Source organism: Streptomyces sp. NPDC007971 (assembly GCF_042958635.1).
GTDB lineage: Bacteria > Actinomycetota > Actinomycetes > Streptomycetales > Streptomycetaceae > Streptomyces.
Window position 1 is genome coordinate 296,527 of sequence record NZ_JBIBJK010000011.1, and the last position, 18,531, is coordinate 315,057.

General features: G+C 72.4%; 16 protein-coding genes, 2 tRNA genes, 3 pseudogenes and 1 riboswitch. Of the genes and pseudogenes, 14 read left to right on the forward strand and 7 right to left on the reverse strand.

What is annotated here, in order from left to right; translation table 11 throughout:
* Positions 1–22 precede the first annotated feature (22 nt).
* The 3 genes and pseudogenes from ACFZCP_RS24785 (at position 23) to ACFZCP_RS24795 (ending at position 1,069) form a co-directional block, all read left to right on the forward strand.
* Positions 23–95, forward strand: a tRNA-Lys gene (locus ACFZCP_RS24785).
* A 261-nt stretch (positions 96–356) separates the two neighbouring features.
* A pseudogene (locus tag ACFZCP_RS24790) lies at positions 357–512 on the forward strand (DNA mismatch repair protein MutT); the annotation flags it as partial.
* Between the two features lie 71 nt (positions 513–583).
* Positions 584–1,069: a MarR family transcriptional regulator gene (locus tag ACFZCP_RS24795; RefSeq protein WP_391430016.1), complete on the forward strand. Its 486-nt coding sequence runs from the start codon at positions 584–586 to the stop codon at positions 1,067–1,069.
* A gap of 120 nt (positions 1,070–1,189) precedes the next feature.
* Here the strand turns inward: ACFZCP_RS24795 and ACFZCP_RS24800 are convergent.
* Positions 1,190–1,282 (reverse strand): annotated as a pseudogene (locus ACFZCP_RS24800) (FMN-dependent NADH-azoreductase); the annotation flags it as partial.
* A 135-nt stretch (positions 1,283–1,417) separates the two neighbouring features.
* On the opposite strand from ACFZCP_RS24800, the gene ACFZCP_RS24805 reads away from it, so the two are divergent.
* From ACFZCP_RS24805 to ACFZCP_RS24820, 4 genes and pseudogenes are all read left to right on the forward strand, one after another.
* Complete coding sequence (locus ACFZCP_RS24805) at positions 1,418–2,083, forward strand: nitroreductase family protein (protein WP_391430018.1); 666 nt, start codon at positions 1,418–1,420, stop codon at positions 2,081–2,083.
* A gap of 428 nt (positions 2,084–2,511) precedes the next feature.
* Positions 2,512–4,122 (forward strand): histidine kinase, encoded by a 1,611-nt coding sequence (locus ACFZCP_RS24810; protein WP_391430020.1) that lies wholly within the window; start codon positions 2,512–2,514, stop codon positions 4,120–4,122.
* Positions 4,113–4,754, forward strand: a pseudogene (locus ACFZCP_RS24815) (LuxR C-terminal-related transcriptional regulator); the annotation flags it as partial. The gene ACFZCP_RS24810 and the pseudogene ACFZCP_RS24815, both read left to right, overlap by 10 nt.
* A gap of 256 nt (positions 4,755–5,010) precedes the next feature.
* Positions 5,011–6,213 (forward strand): alpha/beta hydrolase family protein, encoded by a 1,203-nt coding sequence (locus ACFZCP_RS24820; RefSeq protein WP_391430022.1) that lies wholly within the window; start codon positions 5,011–5,013, stop codon positions 6,211–6,213.
* 95 nt (positions 6,214–6,308) lie between these two features.
* Here the strand turns inward: ACFZCP_RS24820 and ACFZCP_RS24825 are convergent, their stop codons facing one another.
* Positions 6,309–7,343 (reverse strand): GAF domain-containing protein, encoded by a 1,035-nt coding sequence (locus ACFZCP_RS24825; protein ID WP_391430024.1) that lies wholly within the window; start codon positions 7,341–7,343, stop codon positions 6,309–6,311.
* A 155-nt stretch (positions 7,344–7,498) separates the two neighbouring features.
* Positions 7,499–8,197, reverse strand: a complete 699-nt coding sequence (locus tag ACFZCP_RS24830) for a TetR/AcrR family transcriptional regulator C-terminal domain-containing protein (protein WP_391430026.1) — start codon at positions 8,195–8,197, stop codon at positions 7,499–7,501.
* Positions 8,198–8,324: 127 nt separating this feature from the next.
* Between ACFZCP_RS24830 and ACFZCP_RS24835 the strand changes: the two genes are divergently transcribed.
* Together ACFZCP_RS24835 and ACFZCP_RS24840 are read left to right on the forward strand one after the other, a co-directional pair.
* The gene (locus ACFZCP_RS24835; protein ID WP_391430028.1) at positions 8,325–8,930 is read left to right on the forward strand and encodes an NAD(P)H-dependent oxidoreductase; all 606 of its coding nucleotides are present in this window, start codon (positions 8,325–8,327) and stop codon (positions 8,928–8,930) included.
* Positions 8,931–8,941: 11 nt separating this feature from the next.
* Positions 8,942–9,238 (forward strand): hypothetical protein, encoded by a 297-nt coding sequence (locus tag ACFZCP_RS24840; protein WP_391430030.1) that lies wholly within the window; start codon positions 8,942–8,944, stop codon positions 9,236–9,238.
* 13 nt (positions 9,239–9,251) lie between these two features.
* Here the strand turns inward: ACFZCP_RS24840 and ribA are convergent, their stop codons facing one another.
* Together ribA and ACFZCP_RS24850 are read right to left on the reverse strand one after the other, a co-directional pair.
* Positions 9,252–9,887 carry a GTP cyclohydrolase II gene (gene ribA / locus ACFZCP_RS24845; RefSeq protein WP_362694648.1) on the reverse strand — a complete coding sequence of 212 codons (636 nt, stop codon included), beginning with the start codon at positions 9,885–9,887 and terminating at the stop codon, positions 9,252–9,254.
* A 177-nt stretch (positions 9,888–10,064) separates the two neighbouring features.
* Positions 10,065–10,712, reverse strand: coding sequence for a MarR family transcriptional regulator (locus ACFZCP_RS24850; RefSeq protein ID WP_391430033.1), 648 nt, complete (start codon positions 10,710–10,712; stop codon positions 10,065–10,067).
* A gap of 73 nt (positions 10,713–10,785) precedes the next feature.
* Here ACFZCP_RS24850 and ACFZCP_RS24855 point away from each other — a divergent pair, with 73 nt between their 5' ends.
* From ACFZCP_RS24855 to ACFZCP_RS24875, 5 genes are all read left to right on the forward strand, one after another.
* Positions 10,786–11,919 (forward strand): dihydrofolate reductase family protein, encoded by a 1,134-nt coding sequence (locus ACFZCP_RS24855; RefSeq protein WP_391430035.1) that lies wholly within the window; start codon positions 10,786–10,788, stop codon positions 11,917–11,919.
* Between the two features lie 65 nt (positions 11,920–11,984).
* Positions 11,985–12,058: transfer RNA gene (locus ACFZCP_RS24860), tRNA-Met, on the forward strand.
* 257 nt (positions 12,059–12,315) lie between these two features.
* Positions 12,316–13,512, forward strand: a complete 1,197-nt coding sequence (locus ACFZCP_RS24865; RefSeq protein ID WP_391430037.1) for a SpoIIE family protein phosphatase — start codon at positions 12,316–12,318, stop codon at positions 13,510–13,512.
* A gap of 248 nt (positions 13,513–13,760) precedes the next feature.
* A riboswitch (cyclic di-AMP (ydaO/yuaA leader) is annotated at positions 13,761–13,928 on the forward strand.
* Between the two features lie 7 nt (positions 13,929–13,935).
* Positions 13,936–14,970, forward strand: a complete 1,035-nt coding sequence (locus ACFZCP_RS24870; protein ID WP_391430039.1) for a peptidoglycan DD-metalloendopeptidase family protein — start codon at positions 13,936–13,938, stop codon at positions 14,968–14,970.
* 174 nt (positions 14,971–15,144) lie between these two features.
* Entirely contained in the window at positions 15,145–16,101 is a 957-nt protein-coding gene (locus ACFZCP_RS24875) for an aldo/keto reductase (RefSeq protein WP_391430041.1), read from the forward strand.
* 175 nt (positions 16,102–16,276) lie between these two features.
* Here the strand turns inward: ACFZCP_RS24875 and ACFZCP_RS24880 are convergent, their stop codons facing one another.
* Both ACFZCP_RS24880 and trmB read right to left on the reverse strand, forming a co-directional pair.
* Entirely contained in the window at positions 16,277–17,578 is a 1,302-nt protein-coding gene (locus ACFZCP_RS24880) for a PrsW family glutamic-type intramembrane protease (RefSeq protein WP_391430043.1), read from the reverse strand.
* Positions 17,579–17,596: 18 nt separating this feature from the next.
* Positions 17,597–18,439 carry a tRNA (guanosine(46)-N7)-methyltransferase TrmB gene (gene trmB / locus ACFZCP_RS24885; RefSeq protein WP_391430045.1) on the reverse strand — a complete coding sequence of 281 codons (843 nt, stop codon included), beginning with the start codon at positions 18,437–18,439 and terminating at the stop codon, positions 17,597–17,599.
* Positions 18,440–18,531: the final 92 nt, after the last annotated feature.

An 18,531-nucleotide genomic window follows, 5' to 3' on the forward strand; every position in this document is an offset into this window, starting at 1 on the left:
GCTCGGACAGGCAACATCGCCTGGGCCCTTAGCTCAATTGGCAGAGCAGTGGACTTTTAATCCATTGGTTGTGGGTTCGAGTCCCACAGGGCCTACGGGTTGTGGGCGGGGGGTACTCCCTCTGACCTGCTACGCAGCGCTCGGGTCGGCTTCGGTCGACTCGGGCGCTGACTCGTTTGCGGGCTCGGGTCCGAGCGCGTGCGGGAGCGGATGTGACCGTGGATCCAGGAGGCGAGCCGTCCTCCTTCGTGAAGGCCTCGCCGTACTCCTGGTCTCTGTGACGCACCCAAGGGTCAGGCGCCCTACGGGTCCTGGGGATACGGCAGGGCCGGCGAGCAGCAGCCCTTCGCCGACCCACCGCCGTACGGGAGTTGTACGAGGAGACCGGCCTGACGGTGAAGCCGGAGGCCCCGAAGGCCGCCCAGGTCGCCCACGGCGCCCGGGGCGTCGAAGCACGCAGCGGCTTCCTCACCGTCGTCCCGCTGTCGAGAACGTGGACGTCGCACAGTGAGACCGACAGGGCCGTCGCTACGCCCCCATTCAGTATCATTCGATACCGTATCGAATGAAGTAGCCTGACCTCATGGCAGCCGACGTTCCTCACCGCACCACCGCCTCGCACGCGACCGACCGCCCGGGGGACACGTCGCCCTTCGCTCTGGGCCTGCTGCTGCGACGGGCGCACTGGCGCGCGGCCGCGGTGATGGGAGAAGCGCTCCGGCCGCTCGGTATCGAGCTGCGGCATTTCGCGGTGCTGATCGAGCTGGTCAATCACGGGCCCACGGTGCAGCGGGATCTGGTGGCGGCGACAGGGTCGGACAAGGCGGGAATCATGCGGGTCGTGGACGACCTGGAGCGGAAGGGGCTGGCCGTACGCAAGGCCGTTCCGGGGGACCGGCGGGTGCGGGCGGTGGAGATCACCCCCCAGGGGCTGGAGCTCTTCGACGCGGTCCATGGGGCGGCGGAGCCGCGGGCCGAGCGTCTGGTTGCCGAACTGGGGCCCGGCGAGCCCGAGAAGCTGATGGATCTGCTGACCCGGCTCGCCCATCCGGCGGACGACGAGGCGTGAGCGGGCGGGCGCACCGGACGCCGGGCGACCTCCTGGGGCGGGGCGTCGCGCGGCGTCCACGGCCCGGGGGTACGCGGCCAGGCGCTCCGCGAGTTCCTCGGGCTTGGCGGTCGCGTCCTTGTGCATGGGGGCGCCGATCAGGACGGCGTCCGCCTGCTCCAGCTCCTCGATGAGCTCCACGCGCGCGGCGAATGCGGCGGACTGCTCCGGGGTGCAGTGCCCGCGGCAGGGAGCCGAGGGATGAGGATTCGCACTCCAGGATAGTTTCACTCGATACGGTTGCGAGTGATACCGTCGTGAGTGTGATGAAGAGGGCTCGGCTCGGGGAGCAGAGGGAGGCGGGCGGCCATGGACGTCTACGAGGCGGTCGCGAGCCGACGGGCGGTGCGCGGGTTCAGCGGCCGGCCCGTCCCGAGGCAGACGCTGGAGAGGGTGCTGTCCGCCGCGGCCTGGGCGCCCTCCGGATCGAACATCCAGCCGTGGCACACCTACGTGCTGACCGGTGAACCGCTGGCCGAACTCAAGAAGCGCGCCGGCGAGCGCCTGGCTTCGGGGGACCCCTGGGACGAGCCGGAGTACGAGCAGTACCCGCCCGCGCTGAAGTCCCCGTACCGCGAGCGCCGATCCGCCTTCGGGGAGCAGCGCTACGGCGCGCTCGGCATTGCGCGTGAGGATCTGGAGGCGCGCCAGCGGGCCGCCTCCGCGAACTGGGACTGCTTCGGCGCGCCCGCCGCGCTGTTCTGCTACATCGACCGCGACATGGGCCGGCCTCAATGGTCCGACGTCGGCATGTATCTGCAGACGGTCATGCTGTTGCTGCGCGCCGAAGGGCTGCACAGTTGCCCGCAGATGGCGTGGTCGGTGTACCGCAGGACGGTCGCGGAGATCCTGTCGCCCCCGGACGGGCTCATCCTCTTCTGCGGCATGTCGATCGGCTTCGAGGACGTCACGGTGGGGTACGCCCGTACGGGCCGGGCGCCGCTCGACGAGACCGTCACGTTCGTCGAGGCGTAGATTCGAAGAACCCCTCTGACCTGCTACGCAGCGCTCGCTCGGCTTCGCTCGGCTTCGACCTGCTTCGACCGGCTCGGGTGCTGCGGCGTTGTCGGGGTTCTGCGTGAGCGGACGCGCCTGGTGGATCGCGGATCGGTCGCCCCTGGGGCGGAAGGCCCGGCCGCTGCTGGGCGAGACCGGGGGACCAGCTGCGCACGGCGTGTTCATGCTGCCCGGCGCGACCGTGTGCGCGCTGCTGCCCGCCTTCCGTACGAGACTTTCCGGCCGGGGTAGGTGTTTGCCCACCCCAGAAGTAGGTTTCGGTCCATGGCAGTTGCCGGCTCCCTCGCAGCAGCATGATCTCCAGGCCGCAGCGCGTGGCCCGGATGACGAGACGAGGGACGGATATGTGGCCGTTTCCGGTGGGTGGGGCGCCCTGGCCTGCGGGCGTGCTCGTGGCGTTGACCGCGGTCTGCGCGGTGCCGGCCTTCAGGGCGGAGCAGGCACGGGACCGGCCGGGGCGTAGCGCGCGACAGGCCGGGCGGATCGGCTGGCCGGTCGTGGCGGGACTGGTGGGTACGGCCGCGTACGGCAGTGTGCCGACCCTGCTGCTCGCCCTGCACAACTCCGCCGGATCGGGCGGCTACGTCGTCACCGTGCCGGAACTGCAACCCGACGGGCTGCTCCCGGCGGCGCTGCTGATGGCCGGCCTGCTGGCCACCACGCTGCTCCCCTCGGCGCGCGTGCCCAGGGGGTGGGTACTGCCCGTGGTCGCAGCGGTGACCGGTGAACTGCTGGAATGGGTGTACTGGGCCACTCATGCGCTCATGCGGTCCCCTGTTTCCTACGGCCTGACACCCCTGAATGTCCTGGTGGGCTGTGTGAGTATCCCGGTGCTCGCCGCCTTCGCCGGTGCGGCGCTGCTTCGGCCGGTGAAGGGCAGGCCCGCGCGTCTGGCCGGAGCCGATGCGCCGAGGTCCGCGCGCTGGGCCCTGCTGCTGCCCGCCGTCGTGGTGATGACCGGCAACCTGCTCGGCCTCGATCTGTGGCAGCCCGCGTCGCCGGGCACCGGGATCGGGCCGGCCGTGATGAGTTACCTGGTGGGGCTGGCGCTGCCGGCGGCCGTCGTGGCCGGGCTGGTGCGGTGGCCGAGGGCGGCCGCGAGCCTGGCGGCCCTGGGGCTGGTGGGAATCGGGGCGTACGACGTCGCCCAGACCGGGTTCGGGCAACACCTGGTGGAGGTACGGAAGTTCGGCTCCCCACGCGTGCCGGCGCCGTCCGGCCCCTTTGAGCTGGTGGCTCACCATGCGTCGGTCCTCGGCGGCATCCAGGGGGCGGTGCTGCTGGCCCTCGGGCTGTGGCTGCTGCCCAGGACCGTGCTGGCGGATGCCGGCCGGCTGCTCGGTCGGGGGCCTGACCCGGCGCTGGCCCGGCGGGTGATGGAGCTGACCGAGACGCGGGCCGAGGCGGTCGGCTCCGCGGCCGCGGAGCTGCGCAGGATCGAGCGAGACCTGCACGACGGGGCGCAGGGACGGCTGGTCACCATCGGGATGAACCTCCGGGTCGCCGAGGAGATGATCCACAGCGATCCGCACGAGGCCGCCGCGCTGGTCGTGGAGGCCCGCGTCGCCTCGGCGGCGGCGCTGGCGGAACTGCGCGGCCTGATCAGGGGGATGCACCCGCCGATGCTGGCCGACCGGGGCCTGGGGGAGGCGGTCCGGGCGCTCGCGCTGGACCTGCCCCTGCCGTGCGAGACCGAGATCGATCTGCCCGGGCGGCTGGCCGCCCCGCTGGAGTCGGCCTGCTACTTCGCCGTCGCCGAGGTGGTCACCAACGCCGTCCGGCACGCCTCGGCGCACGCCGTCCAGATCCGGATGGCCCGGACGGACGGGCTGCTGCGCATCGAGGTGGCCGACGACGGGGTGGGCGGCGCGGATCCTGCCGGGGGCACCGGGCTGGCCGGGGTGGAGCGACGACTGGCGGCCTTCGACGGCATCCTGGCGGTCAGCAGCCCGCCCGGGGGGCCGACGATCGTGGTCATGGAGGTGCCGTGCGCGTAGTCGTCGCGGAGGATCTCTTCCTGCTCCGGGAAGGGCTCGTCAGGCTCCTCAAGGCACGCGGGTTCGAGATCCTGGCGGCCACCGACAGCGCGCCGGGCCTGCTCGCCGCGCTGCTGGAGTTCCGTCCGGACCTCGCGATCGTGGACATCAGACTGCCGCCCACCCACACCGACGACGGACTCCGTGCGGCGCTGTCCGCGCGGGAACGGATACCCGGACTGCCGATCCTGCTGCTCTCGCAGTACGTCGAGCAGATCTACGCCGAGGAGCTGCTCGCCGACCGGGCCGGAGGGGTCGGCTACCTGCTCAAGGACCGGGTGTTCAGCGACGACCAGTTCGTCGACGTGATCCGTACGGTCGCCGCGGGTGGCACGGTCATGGACCCCGAGGTGGTCACCAAGCTGCTCGGCCGCCGTAGCCGCGGCGAACGCGGGCCCCTCGCCGGGCTCACCGAGCGGGAACGTCAGGTGCTCGAACTCATGGCCGAGGGACGCTCCAACAGCGCCATCGCGAACCGGCTCTTCATCAGCGAGAAGGCCGTGTCCAAGCACAGCACCAGCATCTTCACCAAGCTGGGGCTCGCCCCCTCCGAGGACGACAACCGCCGCGTGCTGGCCGTGCTCGCCCACCTCATGTCCGCGCCGCGTGAAGGCCGCGTTCCGCCGAGCCAGGGCCGCGTTCCGCCGAGCCAAGGCCGCATCTCACCGACGCAAAGCCCGTTTCCACCGAGCCGAGGCCGGATCCCGCCGAGCCAAGGCCGGATCCCGCCGAGCCACTGAGCCGATCAAGACCGAGACAGTGCAGGCACGGGCCGGCGGCCCGAGCGCCGTGCGCCGCCCAGTGCTGCCCAGAAACCCCCAGAAGCCCCCAGAAACCCAGGGAGGGTCCGTGACCACCACGCCGTTCATGCACCAAGAGGGAATGACGCGCCGCCGCATGCTGGGAGCTGCGCTGGCAGCCGGGGCCACCGTGCCGATCGGCGCCGCAGGCCGGGCGTGGGCGGCTTCGGCCGGCCCGGGCCCGGTGCAGCTCACCCTGCCCGCGCCCACCGGACCGTACCCGGTGGGCACGGTGCCCCTGCACCTCGTCGACACCTCGCGTCCGGATCCCGTGGCCGGCCCCGGGCATCACCGTGAGTTGATGGCCGGCCTCTGGTACCCGGCCCGGGGCGTCGGCCGGTATCCGCGCGCGCCCTGGACGTCCCCCGCGGTGGCGCGGGCACTGCTCACGGCGGCGCAGTTTCCGGCCGATGTCGCGGTGGCGCCGCTCACGGCCGCCCACGAGGGCGCACCGGTGCTGCGTACGGGCCGACGGCTGCCCGTCGTCGTCTTCTCGCACGGCGCGCACGATCACCGGGCGGACACCACCATCGTGGTGCAGGAGCTGGCCAGCCACGGGTATGCGGTGGTCACGGTGGACCACACGTACGACGCGTTCAGTGTGTTCCCCGACGGCCGGCTCACGGTCCCGCTCGACCAACCTGCCCTGACACCAAGGGACTTCGCCACCGATGTCCGGTTCGTGCTCGACGGTGTCGAGGACCTCGCGGCCGGGCGCAACCCCGACGCCGGGCACCGACCGCTGCCGGCCGGCCTGCTCGGTGCCCTCGATCCGCAGCGCATCGGCATGTTCGGCTGGTCGAAGGGTGCGACGGCGACGGCCTTCGTGATGAGCGAGGACCGGCGCGTGAGGGCCGGGCTGAGCTTCGACGGGCCGATGCAGCCGATGGTCACCACCGACCTGGACCGGCCGTTCATGCTGATGACCGCCGAGCACCCCCGGGCCACGGACCCGAGTGTCGCCGAGTTCTGGTCGCACCTGCGCGGATGGCGGCTCAACGTGCAGGCGCAGGGCGCGGTCCACTCGTCGTACTGCGACATCCAGTTCCTGATCCCACAGCTGGCACAGGTCCTCGGGATGAGCGCGGCGGACCTTCAGGGCTGGATCGGCACCCTGGATCCCGCCCGGGCGGTGCGGATCCAGCAGGCCTACCCGCTCGCCTTCTTCGACCTGCACCTGCGGCACCGGGGGCAGGGGCACCTGCTCGACGGCCCGTGCCCGGCCTTCCCGGAGGTGACGTTCATCCCGTGAATCGGCGGACCGCGTCTCCCCCGCGTGAATCGGCGGACCGCGTCTCTCCCGCGTGAAGCAGCGGACCGCGTCGGGCGCGAGGGGCCGAGGCCTCCTTACGCCGCATCGACCGCCGGACGGCGCCTCCCGTCGACGTTGTCGGGCTGGATCTCCATGGTGAACGCCGCGTCCCGGTGGGTGCCCTCCCAGCCGCGCCAGACGTGCACATGGACCGGTCGCGCGGACCCGTTGCCGTGGATGCTCCACTCGGCCCTCAGCTCGCGGGCGACGAGGGCCGCGGCGTACTCGGCGCCCTGGTCCGGGCCGTCGGTGGTGATCCTTCCGCGCCACTGGCTGGGGTGGATGCCGTAGGTGCGGCAGCCGTCGGAACCGTACGGCTCGTCCACCCGGTACACCCACTGCGTCGTCCCGTTCGTCCCGGGCAGCGGTAGGTGCCCGTCGAAGGGCGTGCCGTTGTGTTCAAGGGCGGCCGGACGGCCGTCGACGGCGTGGCCGGCCAGGTGCCGTGCGATGACCTCGCCCGCGAGCTGGCCGTACAGCTCCATGACCCGCAGGTCCTGGTCGGAGGGACGGCCGGGCTGTGACGTGTGCGTCGAGATCATCCCCATCAGCCGCCCGGCGCGATCGACCAGCGGTGTGGACTGGACCGAGCGGACCCCGGCGGCACGGAAGACCTTCTGGTGGGGCGCGAAGGCAGGCTCGTCGCGGACGTCGGCCGATACCGCCTGGACGCCCTGCCAGGCGGCGCGTCCGCAGACGGAGAGGCTGTCCCGGACCACCGCGAAGTGGTCGAGGAACTCGTGGCGGAAGCCGGACTGGGTGACGAGGACCAGCGAGTCGTCGCGCGGGTCCACGAACTGGATGTTCCCGAACTCGGCGCCCATGAGCGCCATCGCCGCTCCGGCGACCCGTGGGAGTACGCCGGCCAGCTGAGGGACGTCGCGCAGTTCCGCCGCGGCGTCCTGCAGGTTCTTGAGGGCCGAAGGCTCGTCGAGGCTGAGGGCGACCCACGCGGTGAGCTGGTCGGCTCTCTGCGTGACGGCCACCTTGCGTGCCGCCCGGGGCCGCGCAGATCGGTAGGAGGCGGTCACCTGTTCGAGCGGCCTCACGAGGTTGTGGGAATGGTCCATGCGCACCACACCTCGATCCGGTTGCCTTCCGACGAGCCTACGTCTCCGTCGTCGTTCTGGACAGCCATCCGGCCCAGTCTCCCGGTCCTGCCCCGGCCCGGTTCCCTGGCCCATTCGGCCCAGTCCCCCGGCTCACCTCCCGGCCGGGCCCCGGCTCACCGCCCCGCGCCGGATGATGCGTACGCCCTGAGGAATGCCGCGACCCCGCCCGTGATCAGGCGGTCCGTCTTCTCCTGCGGGAGGGGCAGGACGCCGTAGTGGGTGAACTGGACGATGGTGTGCGAGGTCAGGGCCGTGAAGTGGCCGGCCGCCAGCGCCGCGTCGCCGTGCACGTCGAGCAGTCCGGCCTCGGCCAGGTGCGCCATCGCCTCCGTGACCGCCCGGCCGACCGGTTCCGGCCCGGCCTCGTGCCAGGCCCTGAGGACCTCCGGCGGTACGTGGTCGGCCTCGGCGTGGATGTGGCGGACCAGGGCGAAGTGGTTCGGGTAGTCGGTCATGAGGCCGACGAACCCGCGGGCCAGGGAGACGAGGTCGCGTTCGAGGTCGTCGGGGTGCGGCGGGCGCCCGGGGTCCAGTACCGAGCGCAGGATGGCCAGCTGGGCGTCCCGGACCTCGCTCGACGTCCAGGTCACCACGGTCCGGAAGAGCTGCGCCTTGCCGCCGGGGAAGTGGTTGTAGAGCGTGCGCGTGGAGACGCCGGCCTCCGCGGCGAGGGCGTCGACCGAGGCGCGCGTGTAGCCCTCGCGGCCGAAGACCGTGCAGGACGCGCTCGCGAGGGCCATCTGCTTCTCCAGCTTGCGCGGGGAGACCTCGCGCCGTGCCTGCTCCAGCCGGGACTCGTTCGTTTCGCCCACTCTCGCCTCCTCCTGACCCGCACCCTACCCGACTTACAACGAGCGTTGTAATTTTTACAACGAGCGTTGTACTTTGCTGGGCGGGAGGCCGCACCGGGCGGCCGGCACCCTGAGCTGGGGGATTCCTGTGTCCGCTGTCAGCAATCAAGCACCGCTGCGTGTGGCCGTCGTCGTCGGCAGTGTCCGTGAGGGCCGGCAGGGCCGGGCCGTCGCGGACTGGTTCCTCACCACCGCCGCCGGTGACGACGGCCTCGCCCTCGACGTCGTCGACCTCGCGGACGTGGACCTGCCGCTGGTGCTGCCCGGCTGGGGCGGCACCCCGGACCCCGCGGCCGTCGCCGCGCTGGAGGACGTCTCGCCGCGGCTCGCCGCCGCCGACGCGTTCGTGGTCGTCACGCCGGAGTACAACCACAGTTTCCCGGCGTCCCTGAAGAACTTCATCGACTGGCACCACGCCCAGTGGCAGGCCAAGCCCGTGGGCTTCGTGTCCTACGGCGGCCTCGGCGGCGGCCTGCGCGCGGTCGAGCAGCTCCGGCTGGTCTTCGCCGAACTGCACTCGGTGACCGTGCGCGACTCGGTCAGCCTGCACGGTCCCTGGTCCGGCCTGGGCGAGGACGGCAGCCCGCGGGACGCCGCCGTGTGCGCAGGTGCCGCCAAGGGCATGCTCGGCCAACTCGCCTGGTGGGGAAGGGCGTTGCGGGCCGCCCGCGCCGACCGTCCCTACGCGGCCTGAGGGCCGGGCGGATGCGTGCCACCGCGTCCGTCGCGGCACCGGGCCGCCCGGCGCCCGTCATGTCCGGGGCGCTGCGGCGGACCGTGGCCGTCGTCGTCATCGGCGCCGACCGGGCGGCCGCGGCGAGCACCGCGCTCGGCATCAACTCCCAGCCGGGGGCGTCCGTCGGGACGGCCCTGCTGTCGGTGGTGCTGGGGTCGGCGGGCACCGACCTCGCCGGGTTCCGCCTCGCGTACGCGGTGGCCACGGCCCTGCTGGCCCTGGCGGTCCTGCCCGCGCTGCGGCTGCCCGCCCGCCGCCGGGACTGAGCCGGGTCGGCCGTCAGCCCGCGTGCAGTTCGCTCAACTCCGCGAGCGGCAGCGTGTGCTGGGTCTGGAGGACCTTCGCGCGGAGGTAGCGCACGTTGTGTGCCGTCGTGAAGACGCCGGTCGGCACCCGGTCGCGGACGACGACGCCGAGTGCGCGCAACTGCTCCGCCTTGTCGGGGTTGTTGGACAGCAGGTCGATCTCCCCGATGCCGAGCGCCCGCAGCATCTGCGCGGCGGCCGTGTAGTCGCGGGCGTCCTCCGGGAGGCCGAGCGCGGCGTTCGCCTCGTAGGTGTCGAGGCCCTGGTCCTGGAGGGCGTAGGCGTCGAGCTTGTTGTACAGGCCGATGCCGCGCCCCTCCTGGCGCAGGTAGAGCAGGACGCCCCCGCGATCGGCGATGCGCTCGACCGCCTCGCGCAGCTGGGGGCCGCAGTCGCAGCGCGCCGAGCCGAAGACGTCCCCGGTCAGGCACTCGGAGTGCAGACGGACCAGCGGGGTGGGGCCGGGCTCGCCGAGGACGACGGCGATGTGCTCCTGGCCGTCGGTGAGGCCGTGGAAGGTGACGAGTTCGGCGTCGACGCGGTAGCCGTCGGCGAAGCGCAGCGGTACCCGGACGCGGGCGCGCGGCGTGGCGGCGGGGGTGTCGGGCATGCGGGTCCCTCCGAGGCAGTTGCTTCAGTTTTGAAGCAGCGGGTCGAGGAGACCCTACCCCATGCTTAAAAGTTAAAGCAATCGATTCTCGCGCAGTCCGGTGCGACTCCTGGTGCCCCCGACGCTCCCGGTGCGACTCGGGGCGCCCCTGTGCGCTCCGTGCGCCCCCCAATCGCCTCAGTGACTGCCGGAGCTGTCGGGGCTGCCAGGACCGCCGGTGCTACCGAGGCTGCCGGCGCCGTCAGGGCTGCCGGTGCTGCCGGTGCTGCCGGTGCTGCCGGTGCTGTCAGGGCTGTCGGTGCTGTCGGGCCGGGACGAGGAGCACGACGAACGGCGGCGCCACGGGACGTCGCCCGCCCCGGCCTCGGCGTCGTCCCCCTGCAGCCCGCGCGTGATCCCCGTGCAGATCTCCTCCAGCTGCCCCACCTGCTCCGGCGTGAGCCGGTCGAAGAGGGTCGCGCGGACCGTCTCGACGTGCCCGGGCGCCGTACGCTCCAGTACGGCCATCCCCTCGTCCGTCAGCACCGCGAGCGAGCTGCGCCTGTCCGAGCAGCAGTCCTCGCGGCGCACCAGCCCGTCCCGCTCCAGGCGGGTCACCGCGTACGTCAGCCGGCTGCGGGTGATCTTCAGCTTCTCGGCGAGGTCGGTCATCCGCAGGCGCCGGTCGGGCACCTCGGAGAGGTTGGCCAGAACGGAGTAGAACAGGTGGGGCATGCCGGTCTCCTGCTGGAGCTGCCGGTCGATCGCATCCTCCAGCAGCTGGGAGGCGGCGATGTAGGCGCGCCAGGCGCGCTGCTCCTCGGGGGTGAGCCAGCGGGTCGTCATGCCGCCAGTGTAGGTTTGTTTCAAACTTGAACCAAGACCGACAGTCCTCCGCCTCGCCAGGGAGCGCGCGCCGATGCCGTACCCGTACGTCCTGCTGTCCGCCGCCGTCTCCCTCGACGGCTACCTGGACGACACCGGCCCCGAACGGCTGCTGCTGTCCAGCCCGGCCGACTTCGACCGGGTCGACGAGGTGCGGGCCTCGGTCGACGCCATCCTGATCGGCGCGGGCACCATCCGCGCCGACAACCCGCGCCTGCTGGTGAACTCCCCCGAGCGCCGCGCGGCCCGCACGGCCGAGGGCAGGCCCGCGTACCCGCTGAAGGTCACCGTCACCGCCACCGGCGACCTCGACCCGGCGGCGAACTTCTGGCACACCGGCGGCGAGAAACTCGTGTACACCACCGACAAGGGCGCCGAGCGGGCCACGCGCGCCCTCGGCCGGAGCGCCGACGTGGTCCCCCTCGGCCCCGGCCTCGACTGGCGCGCCCTGCTGGAGCACCTGCACGACGTGCGCGGCGTACGGCGCCTGATGGTCGAGGGCGGCGGCACCGTCCACACCCAGCTGCTCCAGCAGGGCCTCGCCGACGAGCTGCAGCTGGTCCTCGCCCCGCTGTTCGTCGGCGACCCGGCGGCTCCGCGCCTGTTCGGACCCGGGGACTACCAGGGCGGCCGGCTCCGGCTCACCGAGACCCGCCGGATCGAGGACGTCGTCCTCATGCGCTACGAGCCCACGGCGCCCGGCACCGGCCCCGTGGCCACCGCCGCCGACCACCACTGGCTGCGCACCGCCTGCGACCTGGCCGCCCTGTGCCCGCCCTCCGGGACGGCCTTCAGCGTCGGCGCCGTCGTGGTCGCCGCCGACGGCACCGAGCTGGCGCGCGGCCACTCGCGCGAGGCGGGCGACCCCGTGGCGCACGCCGAGGAGGCGGCCCTCGCCAAGCTCGGCCCGGCCGACCCGCGCCTGGCGGGCGCCACGGTCTACAGCAGCCTCGAACCCTGCTCCCGCCGCGCCTCCCGCCCCGCACCCTGCGCGGAGCTGATCCTGCGGGCCGGGGTGCGCCGGGTGGTCACGGCCTGGCGGGAGCCGGACACGTTCGTGACGGCGGCCGACGGCAGCGGGGTCCTGCGGGGCGCGGGCGTGGACGTCGTCCTGCTGCCGGAACACGAGGCGCGCGCGAAGGCGCCGAACGCCCACCTGCTGTCCTGAACGGGGGCTCACGCCCACCTGTGTCCTCGGTGTCCTGCGGATGGAGTACAGTAGAGACACAACGACGCGGGGTGGAGCAGCTCGGTAGCTCGCTGGGCTCATAACCCAGAGGTCGCAGGTTCAAATCCTGTCCCCGCTACTGAAGACTCAGGGCCGGGATCCAGCAATGGATCCCGGCCCTGAGTGTTTTCTGCGGCAGTGCCACGCCCCCTCGGGCCTCGTCGCCTCGTCCCCGCGTCCCCCGGGCCCCGTAGCCGTGCCCCGGACCTGCGCTCACCCCCTCCGGCGCGCCGAGTGTCGTACATCACAGTCGGTCATCCGCTCGGTCCACAGCAGTCGCCCGCCGTTGTGGCCCCCGCCACGCTGGACGTACGTCAAGAACACGGGAGACGAGCAGTGCGTCCTGGTGAGGTGGAGGAGGAGAGCCCGCGCGCCAGGGCCGGCGGCCGGCTCCCCGGCGATCCCGTCCCGGACCCCGGTCTGGGCGACGGTCCCGCACCCCGCCCGCCGGACGGGCGCCGCGGCCCCCGGCCGACCCCCCGCGCCCTGGTCGGCGCCCTGCCCGCGCTGCTGATCGGCGGCGGGATCGTCTACGACCTGCTCACCCCGCGCGCCTTCACCGCCGTGCCCTTCTTCACCGCCGCCCCGCTGATCGCCGCGCCCCTGTCCTCGCTGCGCACCACGGTGCTCACCGGCCTCGCCTCCCTGGCCGCCACCGTCGCGGTGCACGCCGGCTACGGCCTGCGCCCGGACGCCGGCACGTTCACCGAGGTGTTCACGGTGGCCACGGTCGCCGTGCTGGCCGCCGTCATCAACCAGGTCGTACGCCTCGGCGACCAGCGGCTGGCCTCCGCCCGGGAGATCGCCGTGGCCGCCCAGCGGGCCGTCCTGCCCGAACCCGCCGCCCGTATCGCCGGTTTCGACATCGCGGCCCGCTACGAGGCGGCCCAGCGGGACGCGTTCATCGGCGGCGACCTGTACGCGGTGCAGGACAGCCCGCACGGCGTCCGGCTGATCGTCGGGGACGTGCGCGGCAAGGGCATCGGTGCCGTCGCCGCCGTCGCCGTGGTGATCGGGGCGTTCCGGGAGGCCGCCGAGCAGGAGGCCACGCTGGAGGCGGTGGCCGAGCGGCTGGAGCGCGCCCTGGCCCGCGAGGGCACGCGACGGGAGGGGCTCGACGCCTTCGAGGGCTTCACGACCGCCGTCCTCGCCGAACTCCCGCACGGCGAAAGGGCCGTACGGATCGTCAACCGCGGCCACCCGCCGCCGCTGCTGCTGCACGACGACGGCACCGTGCGCACCCTGGTCCCGTGCGAGCCCGCACTGCCGCTCGGCATGGGCGACCTGGGCCTGTGGCCCGACCGGGCGACGGAGTACGGCTTCCCGGGCGGCGCCACCCTGCTGCTCCACACCGACGGCCTGTCCGAGGCCCGCGACGGCCACGGCCGTTTCTACGATCCCGCCCGGCGGCTCACCGGGCGCAGCTTCCCCGACCCGGGCGCCCTGCTCGGCCGCCTGGCCACGGAGGTGCGCCGGCACTCCGGGGGAGGGACGACGGACGACATGGCGCTGCTGGCCGTACGGCGGCCCTGACCGGCCGGCTCCGGCTCCCATGACCCACAGTGACCGGACGACAGCCCTCCGCATAACATCTGAGTCACCATCAAAGCCTCTGTGACTGCTGAACGTCGGTCAACTCGCCCGTTTTCCCCCGGTCATACCCCGTACGTCCGCGTCGAAGAACGTTAATGATCAAGCCGAACGGCTTGGAATCTCACAGGTGGGTCTATTAACGTTCGATAACGCAGCGCGGTCGTCCCAGCCGTCACCCGAGGCGGCTCCGTGCGCACGTGCCGAATCCCGCAAGGGAACCGGGGAACCACCACCTTGGGGTGAATCGCGCAGACACCGTCGTGAACTTTGCGAGTCCACGGCCGGTTTACGCGCGTAGGAGACCTTCCGCTCCGAACCCGTCAGCTAACCCGGTAGGCGGAGGAAGGAAAGGAGCACGCCTTCGTGGCGTCCAACCGGCCTGCCCCAGAAGCCCCGTTCATCCCGGCTCAGCGCGAGACCGAGACCTTCGGCTACGGCGACCACCGCACTGACGAGGGCCCCTGGGAGGAATGGAACCCCACCGAGGACTCCGTCCGCCCGGTGCGGGGCCGGCACCGCGTCGCCAAGCAGCGCGGCGGACTCGCCCGCAGCTCCACCGTCCTCGGCGTCGGCGTGATAGCCGCCGTCGGCGCGGGCGGGATGGCCAGCGCCCACACCGGCAAGCCGCCGGTGTCCCTCTCGATGCCCGACCTGCCCTCCGTCGGCTCCCTGTTCGACGACTCCTCCGCCTCCGACGCGGCCAAGGCCACGACGCCCACGCTGAGCAAGGTCGGGGTGACCTCCGCCGACAGCGACCGGAGCGGCAACGCAGGCGAGGCCCTGCGCAACCGGATCATGGCGCAGGCCGAGCAGCAGCAGAGCAAGGCCGACAGCAAGGCCACCGCCGCCGCCCTCGCCGACGCCGAGAAGCAGAGCGCCGCCGCGGCCGCCAAGGCGCAGAAGGAAGCCGCCGACAAGGCCGCGGCCGCCAAGGAGAAGGCCGAGGCCGCCGCGAAGAAGAAGGCCGAGGAGGAGCGCCTGGCCGCCCTGGCCAAGGAGTACAAGCTGCCGGTCGTCTCGTACACGATCACCGGCACCTTCGGCCAGCCCGGCTCGATGTGGTCCTCCGGCTACCACACCGGCCTCGACTTCGCCGCTCCCACCGGCACCCTCATCAAGGCCATCCACAGCGGCACCATCACCCAGGCGGGCTGGGCCGGCGCCTACGGCTACCGCACCGTCCTCACCCTGGACGACGGCACCGAGCTGTGGTTCTGCCACCAGTCCTCGATCGGCGTCTCCGTCGGCCAGAAGGTCAGCACCGGAGACGTCATCGGACGCATCGGCGCCACCGGCAACGTCACCGGGCCTCACCTCCACCTGGAGGTCCACCCGAACGGCCAGGCCACCGGCATCGACCCGGCGCCGTGGCTGCGCGACAAGGGCCTCAACCCCTGACCGGCCGGGACGCCTGAGCCTCGGCACCCTCTCATCCGGTCCCCGGTACCCCCTCATCCGGTCCCCGGCAGCCCTGACGACAACCCCCCGACGTCAGGGCTGCCGGTCGTCCGGCCCCCACCATTCGCAGCAATCGCGGAATGGACGGGACGGATGTGATCGTTGAACCGGGACATGACCGACTCCCATGCCTCACGCCGCACCCTCGGCTCCTCCGACCTCCGCGTCTTCCCGCTCGCCCTCGGCGGCAACGTCTTCGGCTGGACCGCCGACGAGGACACCTCCTTCGCCGTCCTGGACGCCTACACGGCCGCCGGCGGCAACTTCGTCGACACCGCCGACGCCTACTCGGCGTGGGCCGAGGGCAACAGGGGCGGCGAGTCCGAGACGATCATCGGCAAGTGGGTCAGGGCCCGCGGCAACCGCTCCGACGTCGTCATCGCGACCAAGGTCAGCCAGCACCCGGAGTACCAGGGCCTGTCCGCGGCCAACATCAAGGCCGCTGCCGACGCCTCCCTGCGCCGCCTGGACACCGAGTACATCGACCTCTACTACACCCACTACGACAAGCCCGAGGTCCCCGTCGAGGAGATCATCGGCGCCCTTGACGACCTGGTGAAGGCGGGCAAGGTCCGTCAGATCGCCGCCTCCAACATCACCCCCGAGCGGCTCCGGGCCTCTCTGGACTTCTCCGAGCGCGAGGGCCTGGCCCGCTACGTCGCCCTCCAGCCCCACTACAACCTGGTCTCCCGCGACACCTACGAGGGCCCGCTGCAGGACGTCGCCGCCCGCGCGGGCCTCGCGGCGGTCCCCTACTACGCGCTCGCCTCCGGCTTCCTCACCGGCAAGTACCGCCCCGGTACGACGGTCGACAGCGCCCGCGCCGGTGCGGCCGCGAGGCACCTCCAGTCCGAGCGCGGCCGGCGGGTCCTCACGGCCCTGGACGAGATCGCCACCGCCCACGAGGCCCCCGTGGCCACGGTCGCCCTCGCCTGGCTGGCCGCCCAGCCCACGGTGACGGCCCCCATCGCCTCGGCACGCACCCCGGAACAGCTTCCGGCACTGCTGAAGGTCGCGGAGCTGCGACTGACCGACGAGGAGCTGAAGCAGCTCACGGAGGCATCGGCCTGAGCCCAGCCGACCGGGCGCCGACTTCGGGTCGGGCTTGGCTGGTGGGACGCCGACTTCGGCCTGAGCCCACCCGATCGGACGCCGACTTCGGGTGGGCTTGGCTGGTCGGGCGCCGGATGCCCTCCGCAACCCTTGCCCGGGCTGCCCCTGCACACCCTGTCCAGGTGCGATCTGCCTAGGTGCGATAGGGGTTGTACGCGGGATGGGGCGCTGCCGGATGGCCGTACCAGTAGGCCACCGGCGCCCCGTACAGCGGCTGGGCCGGGGCGGCCGACAGCGCCGCGTGCTCCAGCGCCGGCCGGGCCACTTCCCGGCGCTTCCACAGCTCGGCCAGCAGTTCCTGCTCCCGCGCGACGAAGTCGGCCCCGGCCCGCCCGCGCCGCCCCCGCTGCCGCAGGAACGCCAGCGAGGTGGCGTACGCCTCGTACTGTGCCACCGCCCGCGCGGCCGGCCGCCCCCCGAAGTGCCTGCGGGCATGGTCCCGCGCCGTTCGCCGCGCCCGCATCGACCCGAGCACGAACGGCTCGGCCGGCCCCAGCCATCCGGCGTGGACGTACGCCGGCAGTTCCTCCCGCACGGTCCGCAGCTCCCGTTGCCGCGTCCAGACCGCCAGCCAGGTCAGCAGCCCGAACGTGGGCACCATGAAGCCGCCGTAGACGGCGAAGAAGCCGTACTCGCCGAAGGTCGAGGAGCCGTTCCAGAAGGCGTGCATGCTCATCGCGAGCAGCAGCCCGCCGAGCGGGACCAGGACGCGCCGGACGTGCTGCCTCTCGGCCGAGAGCGCCGCGATGCCGAAACCGATGCCGGTGAGGACGGTGAACAGGGGGTGCGCGAACGGCGACATCACGATGCGCACGAAGAAGGTGGCGGCGGTGACGGAGGCGATGCCGCGGTCGCCGGTGATCTGGTCGGTCCCGAAGGCCGTGCCCAGGTAGAGGATGTTCTCGGTGAAGGCGAACCCGGTGGCGGTGAGCCCGGCTATGACGACGCCGTCGACGATCCCGGTGAAGTCACGGCGGCGGAAGAGGAAGACCAGCAGCACGGCCGCGGCCTTGGCGGACTCCTCCACGACCGGCGCTATCACGGTCGCGCCGAGGGTGTCGGCACTGGCCGGGTCGGCCGTCGCCGTGGCGATCCATTTCGTCGCGAAACTGTTGGCGACGATGGCTATCAGCGCCGCCGCGCAGGCGCCCCAGGCGAAGGCGAAGAGCAGATTGCGCCAGGGCCCCGGCTCGACCCGGTCCAGCCACCGGAACGCGGCTATGAGCCACGGCACGGGCAGGACGGCGAGCCCCAGCCCGACCAGGAGGCCCTCCGTGCCGGTCTGCCGGCGCACCAGGGCGAGGATGACCAGACCGGACATCGCCAGCAGCGTGATCAGCGCTCCGTAGCGCACCCACCGACGCTGCCACCAGTGCGGATGCGCTCCGCTTCGGGGGCCGGGGGAGTAGGTCGGGTACGGAGGGCTGGTGGCCAAGGCATCGACCTCTGCTCGCTACTGGTCCTGATGCGGTACGCGGCGAAAGAGCAGATCGTTCACCACATGTCCCTTGTCCAGTCCCTGCCCCTCGAAACGGGTCAGCGGCCGGAACCCGGGGCGCGGCGCAAAACCGCCGTCTGCCTGGGTGTTCTCGAAGTCCGGATGCGCGGTGAGCACCTCAAGCATCTGCTCGGCATACGGCTCCCAGTCGGTCGCGCAGTGCACGATCGCCCCGGGCTTGAGCCGGGTCGCGGCCAGTGACAGGAACTCGGGCTGGATCAGGCGCCGTTTGTGGTGCCGCTTCTTGGGCCAGGGGTCCGGGAAGTAGACGCGCAGACCGTCGAGCGAGTCGGGCCGGAGCATCTCCCTGAGCAGGATGATGGCGTCCCCGTTGCCCACCCGGATGTTGGACAGGCTGTTCCGGTCGGCGAGGTTGAGCAGGTTCCCCTGCCCCGGCGTGTGCACGTCGACGGCGATGATGTTGGTGTCCGGGTCTCCGGCGGCCATCTGCGCGGTGGCCTCGCCCATCCCGAATCCGATTTCGAGGACGACGGGACGGGCGTTCCCGAACATCTCGTCGAGGTCGAGGACGCACTGTCCGTCGATGTCCAGCCCCCAGGTGGGCCACAGCCGCTGCAGCGCATCGGCCTGCCCGACGGTCACCCGGCTCCGGCGCGGCTGGAAGCTGCGGATCCGCCGCTCGAAGTGCGATCCGGCGGGGTCGGCCTTGGGCCCGTCCGGAAACCTCGGCTCCCCCTTGTCCCGGGTGTGCCGGACGGAGACACCGGGGACATGCACGGACGACGACGCGCCGGTGGCGGGCCGCGGGGCTTCGGAGGCATTCAGGGAGTCAGACACAGTGACACCGATTTTACGGCGCCTCCTCAAATCCCCGAGCCGCCCGCCTCGCCCCTGCGCCCGCCCCTGCCACCCCCCGCGCCTGCCACCCC